25 protein-coding genes are annotated in these 25,147 nt (G+C 67.9%); 14 read left to right on the top strand and 11 right to left on the bottom strand.

Translation table 11 applies throughout. The features are described 5' to 3' along the window. Window positions 1-4 precede the first annotated feature (4 nt). Together ACFOMD_RS06860 and ACFOMD_RS06855 are read left to right on the top strand one after the other, a co-directional pair. Complete coding sequence (locus ACFOMD_RS06860) at window positions 5-1,363, top strand: hypothetical protein (RefSeq protein ID WP_380858846.1); 1,359 nt, start codon at window positions 5-7, stop codon at window positions 1,361-1,363. A 120-nt stretch (window positions 1,364-1,483) separates the two neighbouring features. Then, window positions 1,484-4,633 carry an autotransporter outer membrane beta-barrel domain-containing protein gene (locus ACFOMD_RS06855; RefSeq protein WP_380858843.1) on the top strand — a complete coding sequence of 1,050 codons (3,150 nt, stop codon included), beginning with the start codon at window positions 1,484-1,486 and terminating at the stop codon, window positions 4,631-4,633. A gap of 28 nt (window positions 4,634-4,661) precedes the next feature. Here ACFOMD_RS06855 and ACFOMD_RS06850 read toward each other — a convergent pair whose 3' ends face one another. Then, a complete protein-coding gene (locus ACFOMD_RS06850; protein WP_380858840.1) occupies window positions 4,662-5,942 on the bottom strand; it encodes a M20/M25/M40 family metallo-hydrolase in 1,281 nt (426 codons plus the stop codon). A gap of 26 nt (window positions 5,943-5,968) precedes the next feature. Beyond that, window positions 5,969-6,247, bottom strand: coding sequence for a BolA family protein (locus ACFOMD_RS06845; protein WP_380858837.1), 279 nt, complete (start codon window positions 6,245-6,247; stop codon window positions 5,969-5,971). 44 nt (window positions 6,248-6,291) lie between these two features. Between ACFOMD_RS06845 and ACFOMD_RS06840 the strand changes: the two genes are divergently transcribed. The 6 genes from ACFOMD_RS06840 to ACFOMD_RS06815 all read left to right on the top strand — a co-directional run bounded on the left by ACFOMD_RS06840 (window position 6,292) and on the right by ACFOMD_RS06815 (window position 13,086). Further along, complete coding sequence (locus ACFOMD_RS06840) at window positions 6,292-6,882, top strand: J domain-containing protein (RefSeq protein WP_380858835.1); 591 nt, start codon at window positions 6,292-6,294, stop codon at window positions 6,880-6,882. Between the two features lie 13 nt (window positions 6,883-6,895). Beyond that, entirely contained in the window at window positions 6,896-7,897 is a 1,002-nt protein-coding gene (cobS, locus tag ACFOMD_RS06835; RefSeq protein WP_380858832.1) for a cobaltochelatase subunit CobS, read from the top strand. Next, window positions 7,894-8,655: a hypothetical protein gene (locus tag ACFOMD_RS06830; protein ID WP_380858829.1), complete on the top strand. Its 762-nt coding sequence runs from the start codon at window positions 7,894-7,896 to the stop codon at window positions 8,653-8,655. The genes cobS and ACFOMD_RS06830 overlap by 4 nt, the downstream gene beginning before the upstream one ends. A 77-nt stretch (window positions 8,656-8,732) precedes the next feature. Further along, a complete protein-coding gene (gene cobT, locus ACFOMD_RS06825; protein ID WP_380858826.1) occupies window positions 8,733-10,598 on the top strand; it encodes a cobaltochelatase subunit CobT in 1,866 nt (621 codons plus the stop codon). Window positions 10,599-10,836: 238 nt separating this feature from the next. Further along, entirely contained in the window at window positions 10,837-12,420 is a 1,584-nt protein-coding gene (locus tag ACFOMD_RS06820) for an amidohydrolase (protein ID WP_380858823.1), read from the top strand. Window positions 12,421-12,726: 306 nt separating this feature from the next. Further along, window positions 12,727-13,086 (top strand): glycine zipper 2TM domain-containing protein, encoded by a 360-nt coding sequence (locus ACFOMD_RS06815; RefSeq protein WP_380858820.1) that lies wholly within the window; start codon window positions 12,727-12,729, stop codon window positions 13,084-13,086. Between the two features lie 52 nt (window positions 13,087-13,138). Here ACFOMD_RS06815 and ACFOMD_RS06810 read toward each other — a convergent pair whose 3' ends face one another. Continuing rightward, window positions 13,139-14,539, bottom strand: coding sequence for an amino acid permease (locus ACFOMD_RS06810; RefSeq protein WP_380858818.1), 1,401 nt, complete (start codon window positions 14,537-14,539; stop codon window positions 13,139-13,141). Window positions 14,540-14,637: 98 nt separating this feature from the next. Here ACFOMD_RS06810 and ACFOMD_RS06805 point away from each other — a divergent pair, with 98 nt between their 5' ends. Further along, complete coding sequence (locus ACFOMD_RS06805; RefSeq protein ID WP_380858815.1) at window positions 14,638-15,309, top strand: YbhB/YbcL family Raf kinase inhibitor-like protein; 672 nt, start codon at window positions 14,638-14,640, stop codon at window positions 15,307-15,309. 28 nt (window positions 15,310-15,337) lie between these two features. On the opposite strand, the gene recQ is transcribed toward ACFOMD_RS06805, so the two are convergent. After that, on the bottom strand, window positions 15,338-17,134 hold the full coding sequence (gene recQ, locus ACFOMD_RS06800; protein WP_380858812.1) for a DNA helicase RecQ: 1,797 nt from the start codon (window positions 17,132-17,134) through the stop codon (window positions 15,338-15,340). Window positions 17,135-17,180: 46 nt separating this feature from the next. Here recQ and ACFOMD_RS06795 point away from each other — a divergent pair, with 46 nt between their 5' ends. Then, window positions 17,181-18,152 carry an esterase-like activity of phytase family protein gene (locus tag ACFOMD_RS06795; protein WP_380858809.1) on the top strand — a complete coding sequence of 324 codons (972 nt, stop codon included), beginning with the start codon at window positions 17,181-17,183 and terminating at the stop codon, window positions 18,150-18,152. A 130-nt stretch (window positions 18,153-18,282) separates the two neighbouring features. Here the strand turns inward: ACFOMD_RS06795 and ACFOMD_RS06790 are convergent, their stop codons facing one another. From ACFOMD_RS06790 to ACFOMD_RS06775, 4 genes are all read right to left on the bottom strand, one after another. Further along, entirely contained in the window at window positions 18,283-18,750 is a 468-nt protein-coding gene (locus ACFOMD_RS06790; protein ID WP_380858806.1) for a Rid family hydrolase, read from the bottom strand. Between the two features lie 113 nt (window positions 18,751-18,863). After that, window positions 18,864-19,160 (bottom strand): 50S ribosomal protein L28, encoded by a 297-nt coding sequence (gene rpmB, locus ACFOMD_RS06785; RefSeq protein WP_380858803.1) that lies wholly within the window; start codon window positions 19,158-19,160, stop codon window positions 18,864-18,866. 99 nt (window positions 19,161-19,259) lie between these two features. Then, window positions 19,260-19,736, bottom strand: coding sequence for a BrnA antitoxin family protein (locus ACFOMD_RS06780; protein WP_380858800.1), 477 nt, complete (start codon window positions 19,734-19,736; stop codon window positions 19,260-19,262). After that, on the bottom strand, window positions 19,696-19,968 hold the full coding sequence (locus ACFOMD_RS06775; protein ID WP_380858797.1) for a BrnT family toxin: 273 nt from the start codon (window positions 19,966-19,968) through the stop codon (window positions 19,696-19,698). The genes ACFOMD_RS06780 and ACFOMD_RS06775 overlap by 41 nt, the downstream gene beginning before the upstream one ends. Window positions 19,969-20,206: 238 nt before the next feature. On the opposite strand from ACFOMD_RS06775, the gene ACFOMD_RS06770 reads away from it, so the two are divergent. Both ACFOMD_RS06770 and ACFOMD_RS06765 read left to right on the top strand, forming a co-directional pair. Then, complete coding sequence (locus ACFOMD_RS06770; RefSeq protein WP_380858795.1) at window positions 20,207-22,111, top strand: TonB-dependent receptor; 1,905 nt, start codon at window positions 20,207-20,209, stop codon at window positions 22,109-22,111. Window positions 22,112-22,122: 11 nt separating this feature from the next. After that, complete coding sequence (locus ACFOMD_RS06765; protein ID WP_380858792.1) at window positions 22,123-22,302, top strand: DUF4169 family protein; 180 nt, start codon at window positions 22,123-22,125, stop codon at window positions 22,300-22,302. Here ACFOMD_RS06765 and ACFOMD_RS06760 read toward each other — a convergent pair. Further along, on the bottom strand, window positions 22,299-22,982 hold the full coding sequence (locus ACFOMD_RS06760) for an LrgB family protein (protein WP_380858789.1): 684 nt from the start codon (window positions 22,980-22,982) through the stop codon (window positions 22,299-22,301). The genes ACFOMD_RS06765 and ACFOMD_RS06760 overlap by 4 nt on opposite strands. Beyond that, a complete protein-coding gene (locus ACFOMD_RS06755) occupies window positions 22,979-23,353 on the bottom strand; it encodes a CidA/LrgA family protein (RefSeq protein WP_380858786.1) in 375 nt (124 codons plus the stop codon). Before ACFOMD_RS06755 ends, ACFOMD_RS06760 begins: the two co-directional genes overlap by 4 nt. Before the next feature lie 52 nt (window positions 23,354-23,405). On the opposite strand from ACFOMD_RS06755, the gene ACFOMD_RS06750 reads away from it, so the two are divergent. Together ACFOMD_RS06750 and ACFOMD_RS06745 are read left to right on the top strand one after the other, a co-directional pair. Beyond that, complete coding sequence (locus ACFOMD_RS06750) at window positions 23,406-23,687, top strand: YciI family protein (RefSeq protein WP_380858783.1); 282 nt, start codon at window positions 23,406-23,408, stop codon at window positions 23,685-23,687. Beyond that, window positions 23,684-24,463 (top strand): crotonase/enoyl-CoA hydratase family protein, encoded by a 780-nt coding sequence (locus ACFOMD_RS06745; RefSeq protein ID WP_380858780.1) that lies wholly within the window; start codon window positions 23,684-23,686, stop codon window positions 24,461-24,463. The genes ACFOMD_RS06750 and ACFOMD_RS06745 overlap by 4 nt, the downstream gene beginning before the upstream one ends. A 161-nt stretch (window positions 24,464-24,624) precedes the next feature. Here ACFOMD_RS06745 and ACFOMD_RS06740 read toward each other — a convergent pair whose 3' ends face one another. Then, window positions 24,625-24,912 (bottom strand): hypothetical protein, encoded by a 288-nt coding sequence (locus ACFOMD_RS06740; RefSeq protein ID WP_380858777.1) that lies wholly within the window; start codon window positions 24,910-24,912, stop codon window positions 24,625-24,627. Window positions 24,913-25,147 lie beyond the last annotated feature (235 nt).

Raw genomic sequence — 25,147 nt, 5'->3', positions numbered from 1 at the left:
CGCGATGGGGGCAATCCTCCCTTTCCGCATCCCGCAGCGCGGCGACTGGTCGCCGGGCGAGCGTGCCCGGCTCGACGAGCTCGCCGCCCGCTTTGCCGATGAGGCCGGGGTCGAGGTCGCCTACGGGCTGACCGATAGCGGCGATCCCTGGTGCGTCGTGCTCGATTCGCGCGACGAGGTGCTCGTCCATGTCGCGCGCGAGGGCGGCAGCTTCGTCGCCCACACCGCCGACGATTTGTTCGTGCGCTCGACCGATCTCGCCACCGCCGTCGAGCGCGTGCTCGGCGCGCGCTGGAACGAGGACCGTACCGATGTGGTGGTGCCCTTCGCCACCGCCGGCCGCGCCTCGGCGCAGGTGGTGACCGCGGTGCTGGTCGTCGCCTCCTTCGTCTATCACCATCAGGTCGAGGCGCAGACGACCGACGAATGGGCGTTCGCCGCGCAGCGGGCCGGGAACGCCGACGATGATCGCGACGCGCGCGACGCGGCGAAGCCGGTCACCGCCGCCGACCTGCTGCCCACCAAGGATTTCCATGCCGCCGTCACGGCGGTGGGGCTCGACGACAGCAATCTCATGCTGCCGCTGCTGATGGAGTCGGACGGGACGGCGGACGCGCCGTCGCGCGCCGTGCCGGAGCCGTCGATGTCGCCCGGCCAGCATATCGCCAAGCTGGTGATCGACGCCTCGGCCGAACAGCCGGGCGGCGATCTCGCGCCGAACGTCATCGTCGGCACCCCCGGCGATGACCGGCTGGAGCGCAACAGCGGCATCGATGCACCGCATCATCTGCTCGACGGCGGCGACGGCAACGATCATCTGAAGCTCGATCCCGGCACCGTCGCCATCGGCGGCGCGGGCAACGACACCTTCGAACTGAACGCGCCGCAGGGATCGACCGCCGCGACCCTGCTCGGCATCATCGTCGACTATGATCCGAGCTACGACGTGATCGTGTCGAACCAGCCCGGTGGGACCGCAACGGTTGTCGTGCTGGACCAGGTCGCGCTGCCCAACATCTTCGACGATCCGAACTTCAGCCTCGGCTCGCTGTCGGCGTCGTCGTCGCTGCCGGTATTGCCCGGCCAGCGCCTGACCCTCGATCTCGATGGCGACGGCATCGCCGACGGCTATCTGCTGCTCAACAACATTGCCGCCGAGCCGATGGCGATGAACGACGTGCGCGAGGCCTTTGGGCTGCGGGGCGGGCCGACCTGGAACCATCCGGCCAACAGCGGCGACAACGCTGCGCACAATATCACCCCGGTCAGTCCGGCGGTGTTCGAAAGCCACATCGCGCCGCCGCCCCATGCCGGGCCGGAGCCGATCGCGACCCTGCCGCCAGCGCTTCCCGAAGTCATCTGATCGTTCCGTTCCGCTGCTGGCGGGCGGCTCTTGCCATGTCAGATATTCAGTAATAACTAGACTATGAAACAATCATAGTCGGCCTCGATTGTCGCCGGGCCGCGAAGCGGGGATTTGCTCATGCGTTACATGTTGCTTGCCGTTACCGCGTTGCCCCTCATCCAGGTTGCGGCGGCGCACGCCGAAACCAGGATCTCGACCGCCACCACCGCGCCGGTTGCGACCTCGACCATCGCCAGCGGTGCGCGCGACGATCTCACCATCGAAAAGGCGGGCTCGATCAAGCCGGCGGCAGCAGGCGTGGCCGTTACCGTCGACAGCGCAAACAACGTGAAGAACGACGGCGAGATCAACCTCGACGACAAGGATAACTCGGTGGGCGTGCGCTTCACCACGACCGCCGCCGCCGGATCGGAGAACAACGGCACGGTGCGCCTCATGGAGGATTTCACCGGCACCGACGACGATAAGGACGGCGACCTCGACGGCCCGTTCGCCAAGGGGACCGGCCGCCACGCCATTCGTCTCGATACGGGCGTGACGGTCACCGGCAACATCACCAACAGCTCGGCGGGCGTGATCTCGGTCGAGGGCAATGATTCGTCGGGCATCCGCCTTGACGGGCGGCTGGTCGGCAACCTCAACCATGCCGGCGTCGTCTCGGTCACCGGCGACCGTTCGGTCGGCGTGCTGGCCACCGCCGTCGAGGGCATTGTCGCGCTCACCGGCTCGGTCACCGCGATCGGCGAGGGCTCGACCGCGGTCTCGCTCGGCGACGTCAGCGGCGTCGTCCATCTCCAGAACGCAATCAGCGCCACCGGCTATCGCAGCACGGATCGCGGCACCGACGCGGTGCGCGCCAAGCTCGATGCCGATGATCTCCGCCAAGGCGGTGCAGCGGTGCGGATCGCCGGCAGCGTCGGCGGCGGCATCCTCCTCGACAAGCCGCCGGTCGACGGCAACGCCGACGACAAGGACGAGGACAAGGACGGTGTCCCCGACGCCGACGAGCGCAGCGCGGTGCTGACCTCCTACGGCGCGGCCCCGGCGCTCGACCTCGGCGGCGCCGGCGCGCCCACCGTCATCGGCCGCGTCGGCACCGGCGACAATGCCTATGGCGTCGTAAACAAAGGCCAGATTCGCGGCCTCGGCATCAACGACGGGGTCGCTGCCACCGCGCTTCGCATCGGCCAGGCCGGCGGCGGGACGACGCGCGTCGAGGGCGGCATCAACAATATCGGCGGCACGATCAACGCCGCCTCCTTCGGCGCGGCGGCGACGGGCATCCTGCTCAACGCCGGCGCGCGGGCCGACGAACTGCGCAACAGCGGCGAGATCGGCGCGGTCGCCACCACCGAAGGCGCCGCCGGCGCCGCGGCCGTGCGCATCGAGGCGGGCGCCACCATGACCGCGATCCGCAACAGCGGCACCATCGGCGCGACGGTCAACGGCGAGGCGGCCGACTCCGTCGCCATCCTCGACCGCTCGGGCACACTCGCCACCATCGAGAACACGGGTCGCATCCTCGCGAAGATCACCCCGACCGACGACGCCAACGACAAGGACGACGCCGACCTCGATGCGGGCAACGAGGCCATCACGGGTCGCGCCGTCGCCGTCGATCTGCGCGCCAACACCAGTGGCGCGCTGATCCGTCAGACCCGCGCCTCGGCGACCGCCGACCTGCCGTCGCTGACCGGCCAAGTGCTGATGGGCAGCGGCGCCGACCGGGTCGAGCTGCTGAGCGGCAGCTATCTGGGCATGCTGTCGTTCGGCGCCGGTGCCGACACACTGCTGATCGACGGCGGTGCGACCGTGACCGCCGAGCTGGTCGATTCGGACGGCGCGCTCGCCGTCAGCCTCGGCAAGGGCTCGCTCACCGTCGTCAACACGGCACCCCTGGCGCTGAGCTCGCTAAGCATCGGCGCCGAAGGGCAATTGCGCGTGGCGATCGACCCGGCGGCGGCAACCGCACTGCGCTTCGATGTGGCCGGCGCCGCCACCATCGCCAGTGGCGCGAAGATCGAGATCGAGCTGGGCTCGCTGTTGCGCGGCACCCGCGAGTTCGAGATCATCCGCGCCGGCTCGCTGACCCTCGGCGACGCGACGACGACGCTGACCGGCGCGCCCTATCTCTACGCCGCCACCCTGCGCCGCGACGCCGCAACCAACAGCCTTTACGCCGGCGTCCGCGCCAAGACGGCGGCCGAGCTTGGCCTCAACCGCTCGGGCGCCGAGGCCTATGCGGCGGTGTTCGACCGGCTCGACCGCGACGCGCGCATCGAATCGGCCTTCCTCGGCGCCGAGGACGAGGCGGCGTTCGACGCCCTCTATAACCAGATGCTCCCCGACCATTCGGGCGGCTCTTTGCTGTCGGCCGCCGCTATCTCATCCGCAATGTCGGCGGCGATGGCGGCGCCGGTCGGCCGCGTCGAGGGCGGTAGCGGCCTCGCCGTCTGGGGGCAGGAAATTCTGTTCAACCTGCGCCGCGACGCCGACGACGCGGCGGGCTTCAAGGCCAACGGCCTCGGCCTCGCCGCCGGTCTTGAACGCGCCGGCAACGGCCATGCGCTCGGCCTCGCCGCCAGCTTCGTCGCCACCACCTACAAGGATCGTGGCGCCGCCGCCGATGAGGAAGTGGTGATGCAGTTCGCGCAGGCCGGCGCCTATTGGCGCGGCGAGATCGGGCGCCTGCGCGCCAATGTCCGCGCTGCGCTCGGCCATGTCTGGTTCGACAGTGACCGCAAGCTGGTCGGCGCCGGCGTCGACCTCGCCGCCACCGCCGACTGGACCGGCTGGCTCGGCGACGCGCATGCCGGCGCGGCCTACGAGCTCGGCAGCGGCTGGCTGGTCGCGCGGCCTGAACTGTCGGTCGACTATGTCTACCTGAAAGAGAAGGGCTACCGGGAGAGCGGCGGTGGCGAGGGCTTCGATCTCGCCGTCGACGGCCGCGACGGCCAGCTGCTCACCGGCACCGCCGCGCTGACCCTCGGCGCGCGCTTCGGCGACACCTTCCGCTGGGGACCCGAGGTGAAGGCCGGCTGGCGCCAGCGCCTCGCCGGCACCCCCGGCCGCACCACGGCCCGCTTCCTCAGCGGCGGCAGCGACTTCACTTTGTCGCCCGAGGAGGTGCCTGACGGCGAGAAGATGGTGCAGCTCGCGCTGCGCGGCCAGACCGAGGACATCGCCTTCGGCATCGAGGTCGGCACCGCGTTCGACGGCGGCTACCGCCAGCACGACGTGCGCGCCACGGTACGCTTCGCCTTCTAGGGCGAAGCGTACCGGGCGGGGGTAACGGCTACTTCAGCCCGGCGGTTGCCAGCAGCATGGTGAGGCCGATGGTCATGCCCTTCAGGCTCGACCCCTTCTCGACGTCGATCCATTCGTCGAGCGAATGAGCGCGGCCGCCGCTGCCGCCCGAGCCGATGGTGATGCCGGGGATGCCGAGCGACATCGGCATGTTGGCGTCGGTCGACGACGCGCCGAGGTCGGGCTTCAGGCCATGCGCGCTCACCGCCGCCGACGCGATCTGGACGAGCGGCGCGGTCTCGGGCGTCGTGCCCGCCGGCCGGTCGCCGATCATCTTCAGCTCGGCGACGATCTTGCCCTCGCGGGTCGAGCGCGCGGCGTTCTCCGCCTCGGCCGCCGCCGGCATGATCTCGAGGAAGCGCTTCTCGAGCTTGGCCAGCTCATCCTTGCTGACCGAGCGCATGTCGAATTCCATCCAGGTCGCATCGGGGATCGAGTTGACCGAGGTGCCGCCGCCGGTGACGCTCGCGGCATAGGTGGTTTTCGGCTCGGCCGGCACCGCAATCTTGTAGAAGTCGGTGACCGCCGCCGACATCGCCACCATCGGATTGACGAGGCCGAAGGCGCCATAGCTGTGGCCGCCCGGCCCCTTGAAGGTGACGCGGTAGCGCTTCGATCCGACGCCGCCGTTGACGACCCGCGCCGCCGACGTGCCGTCCATCGAGAAGAAGCTGTCGATGCGGTCCTTGTACTTGCCCTTGGTGAACAGGTAGCGGACGCCGCGCAGGTCGCCCGGCCCTTCCTCGCCGACGTTGCCGACGAACAGGATATCCTTGTCGGTGGCGATCTTCGCCGCGTTCATCGCACGGACGTAGCCGAGCAGCACCGCGAGGCTGCGCGTGTCGTCGCCGATGCCCGGCGCCAGCAACCTGGTGCCCTCGCGCTTCACCTTGATCGGCGTGCCCTCCGGGAACACCGTGTCGAGGTGCGCGGCGATCATCACCAGCGGGCGGCCGGCCTTGCCGGTGCCGCGGCGCAGACCCATCACATTGCCCTCGGCGTCCATCTCGACGTCGGTCAGCCCGGCGGCCTTCAGCATCGCCATATAGGCTTCGGCGCGCGCCTTCTCCTTGAACGGCGGCGCCGGAATCTCGGTCAGCGTGATGATCTCCTCGACGATCCGCTCATGCTCGGCGTCGAGGTGGGCGATCGCGGCCTTGTAGCCGCCGCTGCTCATCACCTTCGCCACCTTCTGCGGCGCGGTCTGGGCGTAAGCGGCGGGCGCAGTCGTCGCGAGCAGCGCGGCGGCGAGAAGGGCGAGGTGGCGCATGAAGACTCCCTGGGGCGGGCGCCGGTTCAGGACTCGCCCGGCGCTCTCGCCTCGATGGATAGAGCGTGGATGCGGTCGGGCGCAATGAGGTCGCCCAATGCTGTATACACCGCCCGCTGCCGGGCTAACCGGTTCTGGCCGGTGAAGGCCGCGCTGGTCAGCCGCACGGTAAAATGGCTTTCGGCATCGTCGCCGCGGTGGCCGGCATGGCCCGCATGCTTCGAGCTGTCGTCGACGATCTCCAGCCGGTCGGGCGAAAGCGCTGCCCGAATGCGCCGGTCGATTTCCTCTGCCACGCGTCCCATTGCGCTCTCCTGCGTTGAAGCCTGTCGCCTATATAGAGAGGACAATGACTGAGCCTAGATTCAAGCGCGGCAGCCGTTTTCACGGCCGCGTCGAACATGACGAGCCCACGCCCTGCGGTGCGCCCGGCTGCAAGGAGGCCGGCGAATTCCGCGCGCCGTCCCGCGATGGGGCGCCGGGCGACGGTCCCCGCGCGTGGCGCTGGTTCTGCCTCGATCATGTCCGCGAGTTCAACGCCGGCTATAATTTCTTCCAGGGCATGACCGCCGACGAGATCGCCGCCGCCCAGTCGCCGCACCCCTCGTGGGAGCGCAAGACCCGCGGCTTCGCCTCGAACGCCTACGCCCGCGGCGATGTGCAGGACCCGCTCGACATCCTGTCGGGCCGCTACGGCGCCGGCAGCTTCGCGCGGGCGACCGCGAAGAACGGGCGGGTACTCAGGGCGAAGGATCGCGAGGCCCTGTCGGTTTTGCGGCTCGACGACGAGGCGAGCCTCGCCGATATCCGGCGGCGGTACACCGAGCTTGTCAGGCGCTACCACCCCGATGCGAACGGCGGCGACCGGACGCACGAGCGGCAGTTGCAGGACGTGATCGATGCCTATACGCACCTCAAGTCCGCGCCCGCCTTCGCCTAGGGAGTCCTGAATCTTGGCTACCAATTCGCGTCCCGACATCGATCCGCATGCGACGACGGTGCTGTCCGCGCCGGACACGACCGTCGATGCGCGCGAGGTGTTCGGCCTCGACATCGACTGGCAGGTGCCGGCCTTCTCGGTCGCCGACGAGCGTGTGCCCGATCGCGACGACACCTATGTGTTCGACGCCGACACCACGATGGCGATCCTCGCGGGCTTCGCCTTCAACCGCCGCGTGATGATCCAGGGCTATCACGGCACCGGCAAGTCGACGCACATCGAGCAGGTCGCGGCGCGCCTCAACTGGCCGTGCGTGCGCATCAACCTCGACAGCCACATCAGCCGCATCGACCTCGTCGGCAAGGACGCGATCGTGCTGCGCGAGGGCAAGCAGGTCACCGAATTCCGCGAAGGCCTGCTGCCCTGGGCGCTGCAGACGCCGACCGCGCTGGTCTTCGACGAATATGACGCCGGCCGCCCCGACGTGATGTTCGTCATCCAGCGCGTGCTGGAGGTCGAGGGCAAGCTGACCCTGCTCGACCAGAACCGCGTCATCCGCCCGAACCCCTATTTCCGGCTGTTCGCCACCGCGAACACCGTGGGCTTGGGCGACACGACCGGGCTCTATCACGGCACGCAGCAGATCAATCAGGGCCAGATGGACCGCTGGTCGATCGTCACCACGCTCAACTATCTGCCGGCCGAGACCGAGACCGACATCGTCTCGAAGAAGGCGCCGAATCTCGACCGCAAGACCATCGCCAACATGGTCAAGATCGCCGACATGACCCGGCAGGGCTTCGTCGCCGGCGACATCTCGACGGTGATGAGCCCGCGCACCGTGCTCACCTGGGCGCAGAATGCGGCGATCTTCGGCGGCAACCTCGGCTTCGCCTTCCGCGTCTCCTTCCTCAACAAGTGCGACGAGGCGGAGCGGTCGCTGGTGGCGGAATATTACCAGCGGGTGTTCGGCGAGGATCTGCCGGAGAGCGTCACCGCGAAGGCCAAGAGGTGATTCCTGCCACGGCGCGAGTATCGATTTGCGCCGGTCTGATGGCCGGGATAGTTGCGGGCTGCTCACCTGAAGCGCCGCAACAGGAGAAGCGGCAGGAGGTTGTCGCGGCGCCGCGCCCCGCATCGGTGACGGGCTGGGAAGACTATAAATTCGGCATGTCATTTGATGAGGCCGTCACCGCGCGCTCCGACGTGGAGTGGAATGCGGTGTCATTCGTTGAATGTCGGCCGGAGATGGCGACTAAAGGCTGTTATCTCGTCTCCGATGATCGGGAAACATACCTCCCATTGATCGACGGCATCGCGTTTTCTCCCAATCTGACGTTCAACGCACGGGGAAAGCTAATCTCCGTGGCGCTCGATTTTGACGAGGAGGGAGAGGTTACAAAAAGCCAGTGCCTCGACATTCTCGAGCGCACGATAGACCGGATTAGCAGCACCTACGGACCCATCGACTACTGGCGGGAGCGCCCTGGTGTGGACGGTGAGGAAAGGGGCTGGAAAAAGGTGGTAGCGAAAACGGCAGCGGGCAACGCGTATCGATACGGCTTGCAGGTTGCTGACGACGACTACGTAACCACACCGATGCGAACGCATCGCCCTGACAGTGTGCCACTTGATAGCGATCGACCCATCACAGAGTGGGGCAGCGGCCCATACGTGACTGTGTTCTCCCATTTGATCACGCTGGGGCGAGGCAATCGCTCCTGTTCCGTAAACATCGACTATCGTTCGGGCGAAGAGCGTCCGTCTCGCTAAGGTTGTGGCGAGATTCACACCTACGCCACTCAGGTGCGGTGGCTGAAACTAACTGGAGGCGGACCTAGTCCGAGTTCATGGCCGGCCCCGAAAATCCCATCGAAGACTTCCGGCAGGCACTTGCCGCGACCTTGCGGGCGCTAGGCCATGAGCGCGAGGCGGAGCTCAGCTACACCGCCGACAAGCCGGGGATGAGCGGCAAACAGGCGCGCGTGCCGCAGCCGGCGCGCAACCTGCCGCCCGAACAGGTCGCCGAGGCGCGCGGCTGGGCCGACGCCTTCGCGCTGCGCCAGCGTCACCATGACCCCAAGCGCCATTTGGCCGACCAGCCGCCTGCCGGCCTGCCGCGCGACATCCACAACGCCGTCGAGCAGGCGCGTATCGAGGCGATCGGCGCGCGCGCGATGGCGGGCGTCGCCACCAACCTCAGCCGGATGACCGAGGCGCGGATCAAGGCCGACCCGATCGCCCGCGCCCGTACCGAGGCGGAGGTGCCGCTCGCGACCGCGCTGGCGCTGATGGTGCGCGAGCGGCTGACCGGCGAGCTGCCGCCCGCCGCCGCCGCGCCGGCGCTGGAAATGATCTGCGCGCGCATCGAGGAGAAGGCCGGCAGCCATCTCGACGCGCTGACCGACCGCATCGACGACCAGCAGGCGTTCAGCGCGATGCTGCGCCGCGTCCTCTCCGACCTCGGCCTGACCGAGGACATTGGCGAGGAGCCCGAGCAGGACGATTCGGAGCAGCAGGACGAATCGGACGAGGAAAAGCCGAGCGACGGCGACGACGACAGCGATGACGAATCCGGCGGCGCCGAGTCGGATACCGAGACGCGCGCCGAGGAAAGCGACGAGGCCGGCGACGAAGGCTCGACCAAGCAGGCCGAAATGGACTCGGACATGATGTCCGACGCCGAGATGGGCGAGGAAGGCGAGGAGGGGATGACCCCCTGGCGCCCGAACCAGCCGATGTCGGACCTGCCGCCCGACTTCGACTACCGCGCCTTCACCGACAAGTTCGACGAGATCGTCGGTGCCGAAGAGCTGTGCGACGCCGAGGAACTGACGCGGCTGCGCGCCTATCTCGACCAGCAGCTCACCCATCTGCAGGGCGCGGTCACCAAGCTCGCGAACCGGCTGCAGCGCCGGCTGATGGCGCAGCAGAACCGCGCCTGGGACTTCGATCAGGAGGAAGGCCAGCTCGATGCCGCGCGCCTGTCGCGCATCGTCGCCAACCCGATGCACGCGCTCTCCTACAAGGCCGAGCGCGACACCGATTTCCGCGACACCGTCGTGACGCTGCTCATCGACAATTCGGGCTCGATGCGCGGGCGCCCGATCTCGATCGCCGCGATCTGCGCCGACATCCTCGCCCGCACGCTCGAACGCTGCGCGGTGAAGGTCGAGATCCTCGGCTTCACGACGCGCGCGTGGAAGGGTGGGCAGGCGCGCGAGCGCTGGCTCGCCGAGGGCCGCCCGGCGAAGCCCGGTCGCCTCAACGACCTCCGCCACATCGTCTACAAGACCGCCGACGCGCCATGGCGCCGCGCGCGCAAGAACCTCGGGCTGATGATGCGCGAGGGGCTCCTGAAGGAGAATATCGACGGCGAGGCGCTGATGTGGGCGCACCGGCGGCTGCTCGGCCGCCCGGAGGATCGCCGCATCCTCATGGTGATCTCCGATGGCGCGCCGGTCGACGATTCGACGCTGTCGGTGAACAGCGGCAATTATCTCGAGCGCCACCTGCGCCAGGTGATCGGCTGGATCGAGGGCAAGTCGCCGGTCGAGCTGATCGCCATCGGCATCGGCCACGACGTCACCCGCTACTACAAGAGCGCCGTCACCATCATGGACGCCGAGCAACTGGGCGGCACGATGGTCGAACAGCTCGCGCAGCTCTTCGAGGAAGACCGCGGTATCGGTGGCCGGAAAGTGGCACGCCGCTAGAACTGCGCTGCCCCGTCCCTCTCCCGCTTGCGGGAGAGGTTAGGTGAGGGTGTGCGAGCGTAGCGAGCCCCCAGCCGACAGACACCCTCACCCTCCCATCCTCCTTCGCTAAAGCTTCGGAGGAAGGGACCCTCCCTCTCCCGCAAGCGGGCGAGGGGTACACCCCGCAACCCCGCGAGGGGTGACGCGCCCGACCCCGCCCGCTAGCTTGCCTCCCGGACAGGGAGGGTTCTCACGCATGAAGAAGATTTTCGCCGCCGCCACGCTTGCGGCGCTGCTGGGTTCGGCCGCGCACGCACAGGATGTCACCGCGCTGAAGGCGCAGGCCGTGGCCGGCGTCGAGGCGCGGGCCAAGATGGCGCAGGTGCTCAACGACCAGATCTTCAGCTTCGGCGAGCCGGGCTTCGAGGAGGTCGAGACCTCCAAGCTGATCACCGCGACGCTCGAGAAGAACGGCTTCACCGTGAAGCGCGGCATCTCGGGCATGCCGACGGGCTGGGTCGCCACCTGGACCAACAAGGTGAAGGGCAAGCCCGCCGGGCCGACCATCGCGCTCGGCTCCGACATCGACGGCGTGCCGCGCACCTCGCAGAAGCCGGGCATCCCCTGGCATGACCCGCTGGTGGTCGGCGCGCCGGGTCACGGCGAGGGCCACAACTCGGGCAACCCGCTCAACATCGTCGCCGCGCTGGCGGTGAAGGACGTGATGATCCGCGAGGGCATCCCCGGCACCCTGATGCTGTGGCCGGGCGTCGCCGAGGAGCTGGTCGCGGCGAAGGCGTACATGGTCCGCGACGGCGTGTTCAAGGACGTCGACGCGGTCATCTTCACCCACGTCGACGACAATCTCGCGGTGTCGTGGGGCCCGACCTCGGGCACGGGCCTTGTCTCGGTCGAATACAACTTCCTTGGCGAGACGGCGCACTCGGCGGGCTCGCCGTGGCGTGGCAAGTCGGCGCTCGACGCCGTCACCCTGATGAACCTCGGCTGGGAGATGCGGCGCGAGCATCTGCGGCCCGAGCAACGCTCGCACTATGTCATCAAGAAGGGTGGCGACCAGCCCAACGTCGTCCCCGCCGAGGCGAGCGTCTGGTATTATTTCCGCGAGCAGAGCTTCGACGCGATCGCCAAGAACTTCGAAATCGGCAACACCATCGCCGATGCCGCGGCGAAGATGACCGACACCACGGTCAGCCGCCGCATCCTCGGCACCGCAGCACCGCGTCACTTCTCCAAGCCGATCGCCGAGGCCGCCTACGCCAACATCCAGCAGGTCGGCCTGCCCAAGTGGACCAATGACGAGCAAGCCTTCGCCAAGGCCGTCCAGACCAACCTCAAGGTGAAGAAGGTCGAGGGTCTGTCGACCGAGCTCGACAAACTCGAGCCGCCGGCGGAGGAGCCCAAGTCGGGCGGGTCGGACGATATCGGCGATGTGTCGTGGGTCGTGCCGACGATCACCCTGCGCTACCCGGCGAACATTCCCGACGTCACCTACCATCACTGGTCGGCGGCGATCGCGATGGCGACGCCGATCGCGCACAAGGGTGTCGTGTCGGGCGCCAAGGTGGTGTCGATGACGGTGCTCGACCTGCTCACCAGTCCGACGCTGCTCGGGGAGGCCAAGACCTATTTCACCGACGTGCAGACCAAGGAGCAGAAATATCTGCCGATGATCGGCCCGAAGGACCAGCCGCCGGTCACCATCAACGCCGACATGATGAGCGGCTACCGCGCCGACATGCGCAAGCTCTATTACGACCCGGCGAAATACCCGACCTACCTCGACCAGCTCGGTATCAAGTTCCCGACGCTGAAAAAGTAGCCGGATCGGTCCCTCTCCCGCTTGCGGGAGAGGTTAGCTGAGGGTGTGCGAGCGCCAGCGAGCCGCTTGCGCGGTACACCCTCACCCTCCCACCGCTTCGCGGCGAGCCCCTCCCTCTCCCGCAAGCGGGCGAGGGGTAAAGGGAGCGCCTCCCGTTAATCTCCAGTAAATATACCCGTTCATTTTCGATAAATACTTCGGTTCACAAGCGGTTCAGTCGAATAGATTAAATCTAGACCTCGGAAACCAAGTAACGGCTCGCCCGTTATTGATGCAGGTTCCAACTGATTTGTTCAGGAGGTCGACATGAAGAAGATCGTTCTTACCGCCGTTGCCGCAACGATGTTCGCGGCCCCCGCCATGGCCCGCCCGCCGCAGCATGCCCCGGCCCATGGCTGGCGCGCGCAGCAGTATGCGCAGAACTATCAGCAGCCGCGCTACTACAATGACGGTCGTGCCTATTACGGCCAGCAGCGCGCCTACAACGACGGCGTCTGCCGCAAGGATTCGAACACCGGCGGCACCGTGCTCGGCGCCCTCGCCGGCGGCGTGGCGGGCAACGTCATCGCGGGTCGTGGCGACAAGACGCTCGGCACCGTGATCGGCGTCCTCGGCGGCGGCATCGCCGGCCGCGAGCTCGACAAGCGCAAATACAGCTGCCGCTAAGCCGGCAGTTGGTGAGGGGAGGGCCCGCCGGGAAACCGGCGGGCCCTTTTCCTTAGGCCTTGGCCAGCCGGCTCTTGCGCATGCCGTAGGCGAGATAGACCAGCACGCCGAGGACGTTCCAGACGAGGAAGTAGAATTGCGTCTGCGTCGGCAGGCTGAAGAACAGGTAAGTACAGCCGAGGATCGCCGCGATGCCGACCGGCCAGGCCAGCGGCGTGCGGAACTTGCGCTCCATCTCCGGCGCACGGACGCGCAGCACCAGCATGCACACCGACACCGCGACGAAGGCGGCGAGCGTGCCGGCGTTGGCGAGCGCGGCGATCTCCTCCAGCGGGATCAGGCCGGCGATGACCGCCACGATGACCGCGGTGAAGATGGTGATCCGCACCGGCGAGCCGCGGCTCGACACCTTGGCGAGGCTTTCGGGCAGCAGGCCGTCGCGCGCCATCACGAAGAAGATGCGGCTCTGGCCGTAGAAGAAGGCCAGGATAACGGTCGGCAGCGCGATCACCGCGGTGGCGGCGAGGAAGGTCGCCACCCCCGGTTGCTGCAGCTGGCGCATGATCAGCGCCAGCGGCTCGGGGCTGTTGGAGAATTGCGTGTAGCTGAGCGCGCCGACGGCTGCGACCGCGACACCCATGTAGATGATCACGCACAGCAGCATCGATCCGACGATGCCGATCGACAGGTCGCGGCTCGGGTTCTTGGTCTCCTCGGCCGCCGTGGCGATCGCGTCGAAGCCGTAGAAGGCGAAGAAGATGATGGCCGCCGCCGCCATCACGCCGACCTCGGCCCCCGCCTCGCCGCTCTTCGGGAAGCCGAAAGGCATGAACGGCTCGAGGTTGTCGGCGCTGAAATAGGGCAGCGCCACCGCGACGAACACCGCCAGCGCGATCGTCTTCACCACGACGAGGATGGCGTTGAGCGTCGCGGATTCTTTGGTGCCGATGATGAGCAATCCGGCGACGACGGCGATGATGAAGATCGCCGGCAGGTTGACGATGCCGCCGAGCTCCGGTCCTCGCATCAGGCTCATGGGCACCCCCGCCCAGGCCTCCAAGAGCGGCGCGGCATAGCCGGACCAGCCGACCGCCACCGCGCTCACCACCAGCGAATATTCGAGGATGAGGCTCCAGCCGATCACCCAGGCGAGCGCTTCGCCGAGCACGACGTAGGAGTAGGTATAGGCGCTGCCCGAGGTCGGGATCATCGTCGCCATCTCGGCGTAGGCGAGCGCGGCGCAGGCGCAGATCAGCCCGGCGATGGCGAAGGACAGGATGACCGCCGGCCCGGCCTTGCCGGCGCCGACGCCGATCAGGGTCAGGATGCCGGTGCCGATGATGCCGCCGACGCCGAGCGCCAGCAGGTGCGGCCAGGACAGCGTCGGCTTCAGCCGCTGCGCCTCACCGACTCCAGCCAGGTCCATCGACTTCTTGCGCGTGAGAAAACTCATTCCATCGCCCCATATTATCGTTTCGGCCAAGGAGCATGCCGAACCGGAACCCGTCAAGGCGCGGCCCGTTGGTCGCCCGAGTTTCGGAAAGGACCATCATGCTGGAAAAAGTCCCCGCGAGCATCGGCCGCGCCCTCTCGAACGTGCGCGCCGGCGCCACCAAACTGGCGATCTACGACGAGGCCTTCGCCGACGTGCCGGAAACCATCGAGGTGCGCAGTCCGTCATTCGCCGACGGCCAGGCCATCCCCGAACGCTACACCGCCGACGGCGCGGGCACCTCGCCGCAGCTCGCATGGCGGCTGCCCGGCGATGCCGCGTCGCTGGTGCTGCTCGTCGAGGATTCGGACATTCCGGCGCGCGAACCGCTGGTCCATGCGATCGCCTGGAACCTCGACGCGGATCTGCTGGGACTTCCCGGCGGCGCGCTCAGCGGCGAGCCTTCGGTGCCGACCGGGCGCAACTCCTTCCTGCGCAGCGACTGGCTGCCCTGCGACCCGCCCACCGGCCACGGCCCGCACCGCTACGCCTTCCAGCTGTTCGCGCTCGACAAGCGGCTCGACTTCGACAGCCCGCCCGGCCGCGGCGCATTGCTCGCCGCGATGAAAGGCCATGTGCTGTCCAAGGGCGTGCTGATCGGCACCTATGAGCGCGTCGCGCCGGAGGGTGCTGCCAGCGGCAAAAACGTCGCCGCCGTCGCCGCGCTGGCCTTCGGCGCCGGCCTGCTCAGCGTCGCCTTCTGGCGCCTGCGCAAGCGCAACCGCGCCTGAATCCCCTCGCCCGCTTGGGGGAGGGGGATTAGGAATTGATCGCGCTGAGGAACGCGGGCCCGTAGGCGTCGAGCTTGCGGGCCCCGACGCCGCTGATCTCGCCCAGCGCGGCGAGGCTGGCGGGTTTCAGCTGCGCCATCTCGCGCAAGGTCGAATCGTGGAAGATCACATAGGGCGGTACGCCCTGATCGGAGGCGAGCTGGCGGCGCAGCTCGCGCAGCCGATCGAACAGCGGCGCATCGGCGGCGTCGACCGGCGCGGTGCCGCGTTTCACCCGCGTGCGCCGCGTCCGCTCGGGCTCGATCCGCAGGGTGAGCGATTGCTCGCCTTTCAGCATCGGCCGCGCGTTCGGCCCCAGCGACAGCCCGCCATGCTCGGGATCGATGCGCAGCGCATCGGCGGCGACCAGTTGCCGGCTGAGCGCCCGCCAGCCGCGCTCGTCGAGCTCGGTGCCGATGCCGAACACGCTCAGCGCGTCATGCCCCAGTCGCTCGACCCGCTCGTCGCGCTTGCCGTGCAGCACCGACACCAGATGCCCGAGCCCGAAGCGCTGGCCGGTGCGGTAGACCGTCGACAGCAGCTTCTGCGCCGCTTCGGTCGCATCGCGTGTCTCGGGCGGCGTCAGGCAGGTATCGCAATTGCCGCACGGCTCGGGCGCCGGCTCGCCGAAGTAAGTGAGCAGCGGAATGCGGCGGCAGCCGGTGGTCTCGCAGAAACCGACCAGCGCATTGAGCCGCTGATGGTCGGCGCGCGTCTTGGCCTCGTTGATGCCGCCCGCTATCTCGATCTGGTTGCGCGACCGGCCGATGTCGGCGGCGCCGTACAGCATGAAGGCGATCGCCGGGTCGCCGTCACGCCCCGCCCGGCCGGTCTCCTGATAATAATGCTCGATCGAATCGGGCAGCCCCATGTGCGCGACGAAGCGCACGTCGGGCTTGTCGATGCCCATGCCGAAGGCGACCGTCGCCACCATCACCATGTCCTCGGCCTTCACGAACGCCGCCTGATTGGCGTTGCGCACCCGGCCGTCGAGCCCGGCGTGATAGGGCAGCGCGTTGACGCCGAGCCCTTTCAGCCATTCGGCGGTGCGCTCCACCTTGTCGCGCGTGCGGGCATAGATGATGCCGCAGCCGTCCTGACTTTCGAGGAAGGCTTTGAGCTGCCGCTTCTCCTCGACCTTGCCGTGCACCTCATAGCGGATGTTCGGCCGGTCGAAGCCGGCGACGACCATATGATCGGGGTCGATGCCGAGCTGGTCGAGGATGTCGCGCCGCGTGATCTCGTCGGCGGTGGCGGTCAGCGCGATGCGCGGCACGCCCGGGAAGCGGTCGCACAGCGCCTTCAACTGGCGATAGTCGGGCCGGAAGTCATGCCCCCACTGGCTGACGCAATGCGCCTCGTCGATGGCGATCAGCGACAGCGGCACGCGATCGAGTTGCGACTGAAACCCCGGCAGGTTCGCCCGCTCGGGCGCCACATACAGAAGGTCAATCTCGCCGGCGCGGAGCCGCGTGAGGATATCGTCCTGCGCGAAGCGATCTTCCTGGCTGGTCAGCGCCGCGGCGCGCACGCCGTTGGCCGCCAGCGCCCGCACCTGATCGTGCATCAGCGCGATCAGCGGCGAGATGACGAGGCCGGTGCCAGGCCGTGCCAGCGCCGGGATCTGATAGCAGAGCGACTTGCCCGCGCCGGTCGGCATGATCGCCAGCACGTCCGATCCCGCCATCACATCGGCGATGATCTCCGCCTGCGGCCCGCGGAAGGACGAATAGCCGAAAACGTCGTGGAGGATTTGCTCGGGCAGGATCTGTTGGGGGCGCGACACCGGGGCACAGATAGCGGGGGTGGCGGCCTTCTGCTATGGCGCTTTCATGCGTTCGATCATCGCTCTGGCGCTGCTGGCGCTCGCCGCCTGCACGCCCGCCGATGCCGATACCCGGCCCGGCCTTCGTTCGATCAATGTCACCGCGACGCCGGTGCCGCTCGATGCGGCCGATCCGGCGCGCGACCGGGTGGGCAAACTGCGCTACCTCGGTGGCCTCGTCGTCAGCAGCAATGACCCGCGCTTCGGGGGGCTCTCGGCGCTGCGCATGATGGCCCCCGCGCGGCTGCTGTCGGTGACGGACGGCGGCCAGTGGGTGGCGCTCGATCTCGACGAGAAAGGCGACCGGCTGGTCGGGCTGAAGGGCGCCGCCGTCGACATCGTGCGCGGGCCGCAGCGCGAGCCGCTGAAGGGCAAGGCGCATGTCGATGCCGAATCGCTCGAGATCACGCCGCAGGGCATCGCCGTCGGCTTCGAGCGTGAGCACCGCATCTGGCACTACCGCACCCTCGGCGCCCCGGCGCGCGCCGAGCCGTTCGCCGACCAGCGCTGGCTCAGCAGCCTGCCGCTCAACGACGGCATAGAGGCGATGGCGAAGATCGGCTCGGCCTGGCTGTACATCGCCGAGGCGCGGCTGGCCGACGGGCGGCACGAGGGCATCCTGCTAAGTCCCGCCGGGCTCAACCGCAACTATGCGCGCGTTACCGTCGATGTGCCCGCGCCCTACAACCCGACCGACGCGCATGCCTATGGCGACGACCAGCTGATCATCCTCGGCCGCCGCTTCTCGCCGCTGGCCGGCGTCGGCGCGATCCTGCTGCGCGCACCGGTCGACCTGAAGACGATGAAGGTCGGCAAGTCGGAGGTGCTCGCCGAGCTGGCGCCGCCGCTCACCGTCGACAATATGGAAGGGCTGGCCGTCGTCCGCGAGCGCGGCCGGACCTTCGTCTACATGGCGTCCGACGACAATTTCTCGCCGCTGCAGCGCACGCTCATCCTGAAGTTCGAACTGCTGCCCTGAAATTCCCTCGTCCGCTTGCGGGAGAGGGAGGGGCCCAGCCGCAGGCTGGGAGGGTGAGGGTGTCTGCCGTGGCTCGCTGACGCTCGCACACCCTCACCTAACCTCTCCCGCAAGCGGGAAAGGGATTTCGTCATTTCTTCGCCGGCAGCTTCGCGACCAGCTTGATCTCGGCGATGCCGCGGTCGGGCACCAGCCGCGATATGCCAATCGCCGTCCAGGCCGGCGGCGGCGAGGCGAGATACTTCTTCTTCACCGCGGTCATCGCCGGCAGCTGCGTGGTGAGGTCGGTGTGATAGCTCGTCATGTCGACGACATCGTCCCAGGTCACGCCCGCGCGCTTCAGCGTGTCGCCCATCCGCTCGAAGGCGCGGGTGAAGCCGGCGGTGAGGTCGGTCTCCTTCGGGCCGACACCGACCACCACGCCCGACAGATAGACGGTGTCGCCCGCGATCACCGCGTCGGCGAATCCCCAGTCCTCCTGCAGCTCGCGCTGCTTCGGGTCGGTCGGCATGATGACGGTGCCTGTCTGCCGCGCGCCCGCGGCGAGCGCCGGGTTGGCGATGAGGGCGGCGAGGACGACGGACAGGGCAAGGCGCATCAAGGTCTCCGATTCGGGCAGGCGAGGCGCGGCTCTGGGCGAATCGGGGGCAAAGAAAAACCCGCCGGTGACGAACCGGCGGGCTTTTTCGACTGACGCAGTTGGTCGAAGGCTCAGGCGGCCTTCGCCTCGTCCTGCTTCTTCGCGATCTCGCGCTTCAGGCGACGCGCGGTCAGGCTGAGCTTCTCTTCCGAGGTCTTCAGCAGCCAGTTGTCGAGGCCGCCGACATGCTCGACCGAGCGCAGGCCGTTGGTCGACACGCGCAGGCGAACCGAGCGGCCGAGCGAATCGGACATCAGCGTCACGTGCTGCAGGTTCGGCAGGAACGTACGCTTGGTCTTGTTGTTGGCATGGGAAACATTGTGACCCACCTGCCGGCCCTTGCCGGTCAGCTCGCAAACGCGCGACATCGCTCAAATCCTATTCGTCAGACGGTTGTCCGGAAAGGCCGGCCATGTAGCGAACGTGCGCCGCGCGGTCAACCCGCCGGCCGCTTTCCGCAGCGTGAACTATGCGCGCTTCTTCGCATCAATGTCGGTCGCTGTCCCGCGTCCGCCGCGGGGGCCGACCTCACGGTAAGCGCCACTACCCGAATCACGGCCGACTTTGGCGGGGCCACGAGACAGGTTCATCATCCTTTCAAAGAGAGTCAGCGGGCGGTCATCATCGGTCGGCTCTTCGCTGGCGAGGTGCCGCGCGCGATCGACATGCTGCTGCAGCACATCGTCAATTCGCGTCATCCAACCCTCACCGGTAGCGCGGAAATATTCGACCACCTCGGGCGACAGCTTAAGCGTCTGCTGCACCTTTGCGGCCTTGCCTGCGGGCGGACGGCCCCGACCACGCTTCGACATGGTGTCGGTCGCCGTGCGCACGATGCGGTCGCCGATGCGCACCTCGGCATTGTCGAAGAAGTGCCCGTCGAGTTCCGGCGCGTCGTCAGGGTCAACCCAGTCGACCGGCGTAGAAGGCTTGTTCGCGGTCATTGGCTTTCCTCATTGAGATAATACGGCGGAAACCGTCGCGGGGCGTCCAAACGATAACGACCATGCGACGATTGAGGCGCCCCACTGTGATACAGCGCTCCTCGCCGTACTCCTCACGATCGTCGACCATTGTGTAGGTCGCACCGTCGAAAACGATCGCGGCGTCGGCAAAATCGAGGCCGCGGGCCTCAAGGGTCGCTTTCCGCTTGGCCGGATCAAAGGCGATTTCCACATTTATTAATGTAGTACCGAAATTCTTTCGCGGCAATAGAAATGGGTGCACCGATAATCGGAATTGGTGTGTTCGAAGGCTGGTGTAGCAGCGCCGAGGTTTCGCCGATGTGATCGCAACCGACGACTGGCGTTTGTCGATCGAGTGATCGACCAACCGCCTGTCGCGCTCGACCGCGGTCGTGGTGGGACCCTGTTGATCAGAATATCCGTTGCGGCGCCAGAATGGGGAGTGAGAGATGCGCCGCCTGACGATCGCCACGCTGATGCTGACCTGCGCCGAAGCCGCGCTGGCGCAGCGCGCGGACGACAATGCGACGACCAAGGCGGAAGACGCCTTCGGCACCAGCGTCGGCAACGAAAGTTTTGGCCTTTACAACCCCTTCTCGGTGCGCGGCTTCTCGCCGGTCGATGCCGGCAACGTTCGCATGGAGGGGCTGTACTTCGATCAGCAGGCGAGCCCTACCGGCCGGCTGATCGGCGGCACCACGGTGCGCGTCGGCCTGTCGGCGCAGAACTACCCGTTCCCCGCGCCCACCGGTATCGCCGACCACAGCCTGCGCAAGGCCGGATCCGACGCGAGCTTCAGCCCGGTCGTCGGGCTCGGTCCCTATGGCGGCTGGTTCGCCGAGTTCGATGCGCAGCTGCCGGTCAGCGATACGCTCAGCATCGCCGGCGGCTCAGGCTTCTACCGCGACCAGACGCATTTCGGCGGCGATCCGCATTTCTTCTCGATGTCGGTCGCCCCGCGCTGGCAGCCGGCCGAGGGCATCGAGGTCATCCCCTATTGGAGCCGCGTCCGCTATTCGAGCGAGGAGTCGGAGCCGCTGATGTTCACCGGCGGCGACTATCTGCCGCCGAAGATCAGCCGCAAGAACTTCTACCCGCAGGACTGGACGACCCGCACCGGCACCAACTTCAACTACGGCATCCTCGGCCAGGCGCCGCTTGGTGACTGGACCCTGCGCGGCGGCGTCTTCCGCTCGGTCAATGATCGCGAGAAGGGCTTCGCCAATCTGTTCACCGGCATCCAGCCGGATGGTGCGGCGCAGGAGACCGTCGTCGCACAGCGCGACGGCAAGTTCGCCTCGACCTCGGGCGAGGTGCGGCTGTCGCGCAGCTTTGATGAAGGCGACCGGCGCCACAGCGTCCATCTGGCGGTGCGCGGCCGCGAGCAGACCCGCCGCTACGGCGGCGACGATGTCATCAATCTGGGGCCGACGGTGATCGGCGTACGCGATCCGGTCGCGAAACCCGTGTTCAACTTCGGCGCGCAGAGCCACGACCGCATCGAGCAGAAGACCGGCGGCATCTCCTACGAGCTGCGCTGGCGCGACATCGGCGAATTCTCGGCCGGCATCCAGAAGACCGACTATTCGAAGTCGACCGACACGCCGACCGGCGCACTGCCGACCTCGAAGGACAGCCCCTGGCTCTACAACGCCACCGCGGCCGGCTATCTTTCCGACAGCCTCGTCGTCTATGGCGGCTATACCCGCGGCCTCGAGGAGAGCCCGCGCGCCCCCGATATCGCGGTCAACCGCAACGATGCGCCGCCGGCGATCCGCACCGAGCAGGTCGACGCCGGCATCCGCTGGGCGATCCGCCCGAACCTGCGGATGGTGGCGGGCGTGTTTGACGTGTCGAAGCCCTTCTACGATCTCGATCAGGCCAACATCTTCACCCGGCAGGGCACCGTCCGCCATCGCGGTCTCGAACTGTCGATCGCCGGGCAGATCCTCCCCGGCCTCACCATGGTCGCGGGCAACGTCCTCCTCGACGCCGAGGTGACCGGCGAGCAGGTCGACCTGGGGCTGATCGGGCCGGAGCCGGTAGCGACGACCAAGCGTTACACCATCGCCAGCCTCGACTACCGCTTCCCCAACTCTCCCTTCTCGATCGACGCCTTCGCCGAATCGACCGGCGACCGCGTCGCCAACCAGGCGAACACCTTCGTCGTCCCGCCGCGCGCGGTGCTCGCGCTGGGCGGTCGCTACCGCTTCAAGCTTGGCGACAAGTCGGCGACGTTGCGCGCGCAGGTTGGCAACGTGTTCAACAATTACGGCTTCGGGGTCGGCGGCGGCGGGCTGTTCGTCTACAATCTGCCGCGGCGGTTCACGATCAACCTCGCCGCCGATCTGTAGCGGAGACGCCCGTGGCCGACATCGTCAACCTGCGCGCCGCTCGCAAACGCAAGGAACGCGAGACGGCGACGGCCACCGCGGCGGCCAACCGCGCCCAGTTCGGGCGCACGAAGGCCCAGAAGCAGGCGTCGGAAATGGATGCCGAACGTCTTGATCGCACCCTCGACGGCGCGAAGCGTGATGACGGCTAGATTAGCCAGCCCCAGAGCAGCGGCAGCAGGATCGCCGTCGCGATCCCGGCGAGCGCCATCGTCAGCCCGCTGAACGCCGCGGCCTTGGCGCTGCGCCGCGACAGCGCGTCCGTCCCGACGATATGCGCCGACTGGCCGACCGCCACCCCCTCGGTCTCGGGGTCGTCCAGTCGCAGCGCCTTCAGGATCGGCGGCACCAGGATGGCGCCGATGATGCCGGTGACGATCACTAGCCCCGCCGCCAGCTCGGGCGATCCGCCGAGCCGCTCCATCAGCGCGATGGCGAAGGGGCTGGTCGCCGACTTGGGCGCCAGCGCGTGCTGCAAGGACAGGTCGAGGTCGAGCACGCGCGCCAGCGACACCGCGCTGGTGATGCCGGTCAGCGAGCCGCCGATGATCGCGATGGCGAGCGGCCGCGCGTTGGCGCCGAGTGCGGCCCGGTGCGACCAGATCAGATGGCCGAGCGCCACGATCGCCGGCCCGAGCAGCCAGCGCAGCGGCTGCGTCAGCTCGGTGAAGCGCGCGACCGGCAGTCCGGACAGCCAGAGGCTTGCCCCGATCATCGCGGCGGCGAGCAGGATCGGGTTGAGCAGCGGATGATGCCGCCCGTGATGCGCGATGCGCCGCGCGATCAGGAAGGCGGCAAACACCGCAGCGCAGGCGGCGAGGCTCGCGATCATCGCTTGAACCCCGCATACAGCAGCGCCGTGGTGACGCCGGTGAACACCGTGCTGATCACCAGCACGAGGATCAGGCGTGGCGCCACCTCGATCAGGAACGGCGCGAAGGCGGCCAGGCCGACCGCGGCGGGCACGATCAGCGCGCCGAGAAAGCGGGTGAACAGCCGCGCCGCGGGCAAGGTCCAGCTCGCGAACGCCGGCGACAGCTTCATCAGCAGCAGATAGGCGCCAAGGCCGATGATCGAGCCCGGAACGTCGATGTCGGCAAGCGCGGCGATGATCTCGCCGGCCATCCACAGCAGGATGAGCGCGGCAAAACCCGCCGCATACACGGCCCGCCCTTCCGCACGTGTCGGTTCGTCGTCGCCCACGGGCCGGAGCCTATAGACCGAGCCGCGCCGACCGCCTAGCGTGGCGTGCGATATGCCTCACTTCGCCATCCACTGCATCGACAAGCCCGACAGCGTCGAGCTTCGTATCGCCACCCGGGCCGACCATCTCGCCCACCTCGAAAGCGTCATCGACGACGTGCTCGTCGCCGGGCCGCTGCTCGATCTCGAGGGCAAGCCGATCGGCTCGCTGCTGATCATCGATTTCGCCGAACGCAAGGACGCGGTCGCCTTCGCCGCCGCCGATCCCTATGCGCTCGCCGGGCTGTTCGCGAGCGTCGCGGTGACGGCCTGGCGGAAAGTCTATCCGAAGTGAGTTCGGTGGCGGTCGACCGCGACGGGCCGGTAACGGTCATCGCGATCGACCGGCCCGACCGCCGCAACGCCGTCGACCGCGCCACCGCGCAATCGCTCTACGACGCTTTCCGCGCCTTCGATGCCGATGACACGGCCAGCGTCGCGATTCTCACCGGGCGCGGCGGCAGTTTCTGCGCCGGCGCCGACCTCAAGTCGCTGAGCGAGGGCGGCGGCAATGCCGTCACCGGGGAAGGCCTCGATTCGCTCGGGCCGATGGGCCCGACGCGGCTACGCCTCGGCAAACCGGTGATCGCCGCGATCGAAGGTCATGCGGTGGCGGGCGGCATGGAACTGGCGGTGTGGTGCGACCTGCGCGTCATGGCGGCCGACGCGACCTTCGGCATCTTTTGCCGCCGCTTCGGCGTGCCGCTGATCGACATGGGCACGGTGCGCCTGCCGCGGCTGATCGGCCACAGCCGCGCGATGGACCTGCTGCTCACCGGCCGTCCGGTCGGCGCCGAGGAGGCGCTCGCCATCGGCCTCGCCAACCGCGTCGCCCCGCCAGGCGGCGCGCTCGACGCGGCGATCGAGCTGGCAACGTCGATCGCCGCTTTCCCGCAGCTCTGCCTCAGGAACGACCGGCTGTCGGCGATCGAGCAATGGGAGCTGACGGAAGACGCGGCCTTGCGCAACGAGACGCGGCGCGGGCTGGCGGTCATCCGCAGCGGCGAAACCCTGTCAGGCGCGACACGCTTCGCCTCGGGCGCCGGCCGCGGCGGCAATTTCGAAAGCTAGCGAAATTCCCCCCTCGCCCGCTTGCGGGAGAGGGAGGGGCCCGCCGCGAGGCGGTGGGAGGGTGAGGGTGACCGGCGGCCGAAGGGCTCGCTATCGCTCGCACACCCTCACCTAACCTCTCCCGCAAGCGGGAGAGGGACAGATCGCACCTAATTCTAAACTCAGGTCTTCTTCTTCGATGGCTTCACCACGACGTACTGCGTCACGGTCTCGCCGCGGGTGCTCGATTCGAACTCCCAGTTCTTCAGGATGGTGGCGCAGACATTCTGCCCCATGGCGACATCCTCGAAATTGGTCTCCAGCACCTTGCACGACATCGCGTCGCCATCGCTGCCGACGGTGTAGGTGACCTTGGCCCACGACGTGCCCGGCGCCGGCTTCTGCGGCTCGGCGGCGGTGGCGGCGGTCGCAACGGTGGCGAGCAACGCGGCGGCGAACAGACGGACCATCCCTCAGTCTCCCTCTCAGAACGTCGATCAGCTTATGCTAAATCGCCCGGCCCATCCAGTAGTTACTTAAGGCGCGGTTCGGTCGGCCGATCCACTGGCGGAAGGGCATGCGTCGCGTATCTCGACCGATGCGACCATTATGGGCGACGGCTCGCCTTGTTGCAGTGCATCAAATCGACTATATGCGCCCCCGATCAGCCGGGGCCGCGAAGGTGCCCGGCTCTTTTCTTACTCA

This window comes from Sphingoaurantiacus capsulatus (assembly GCF_042648405.1).
GTDB lineage: Bacteria > Pseudomonadota > Alphaproteobacteria > Sphingomonadales > Sphingomonadaceae > Sphingoaurantiacus > Sphingoaurantiacus capsulatus.
This window is presented reverse-complemented; position numbering and strand designations above follow the sequence as displayed.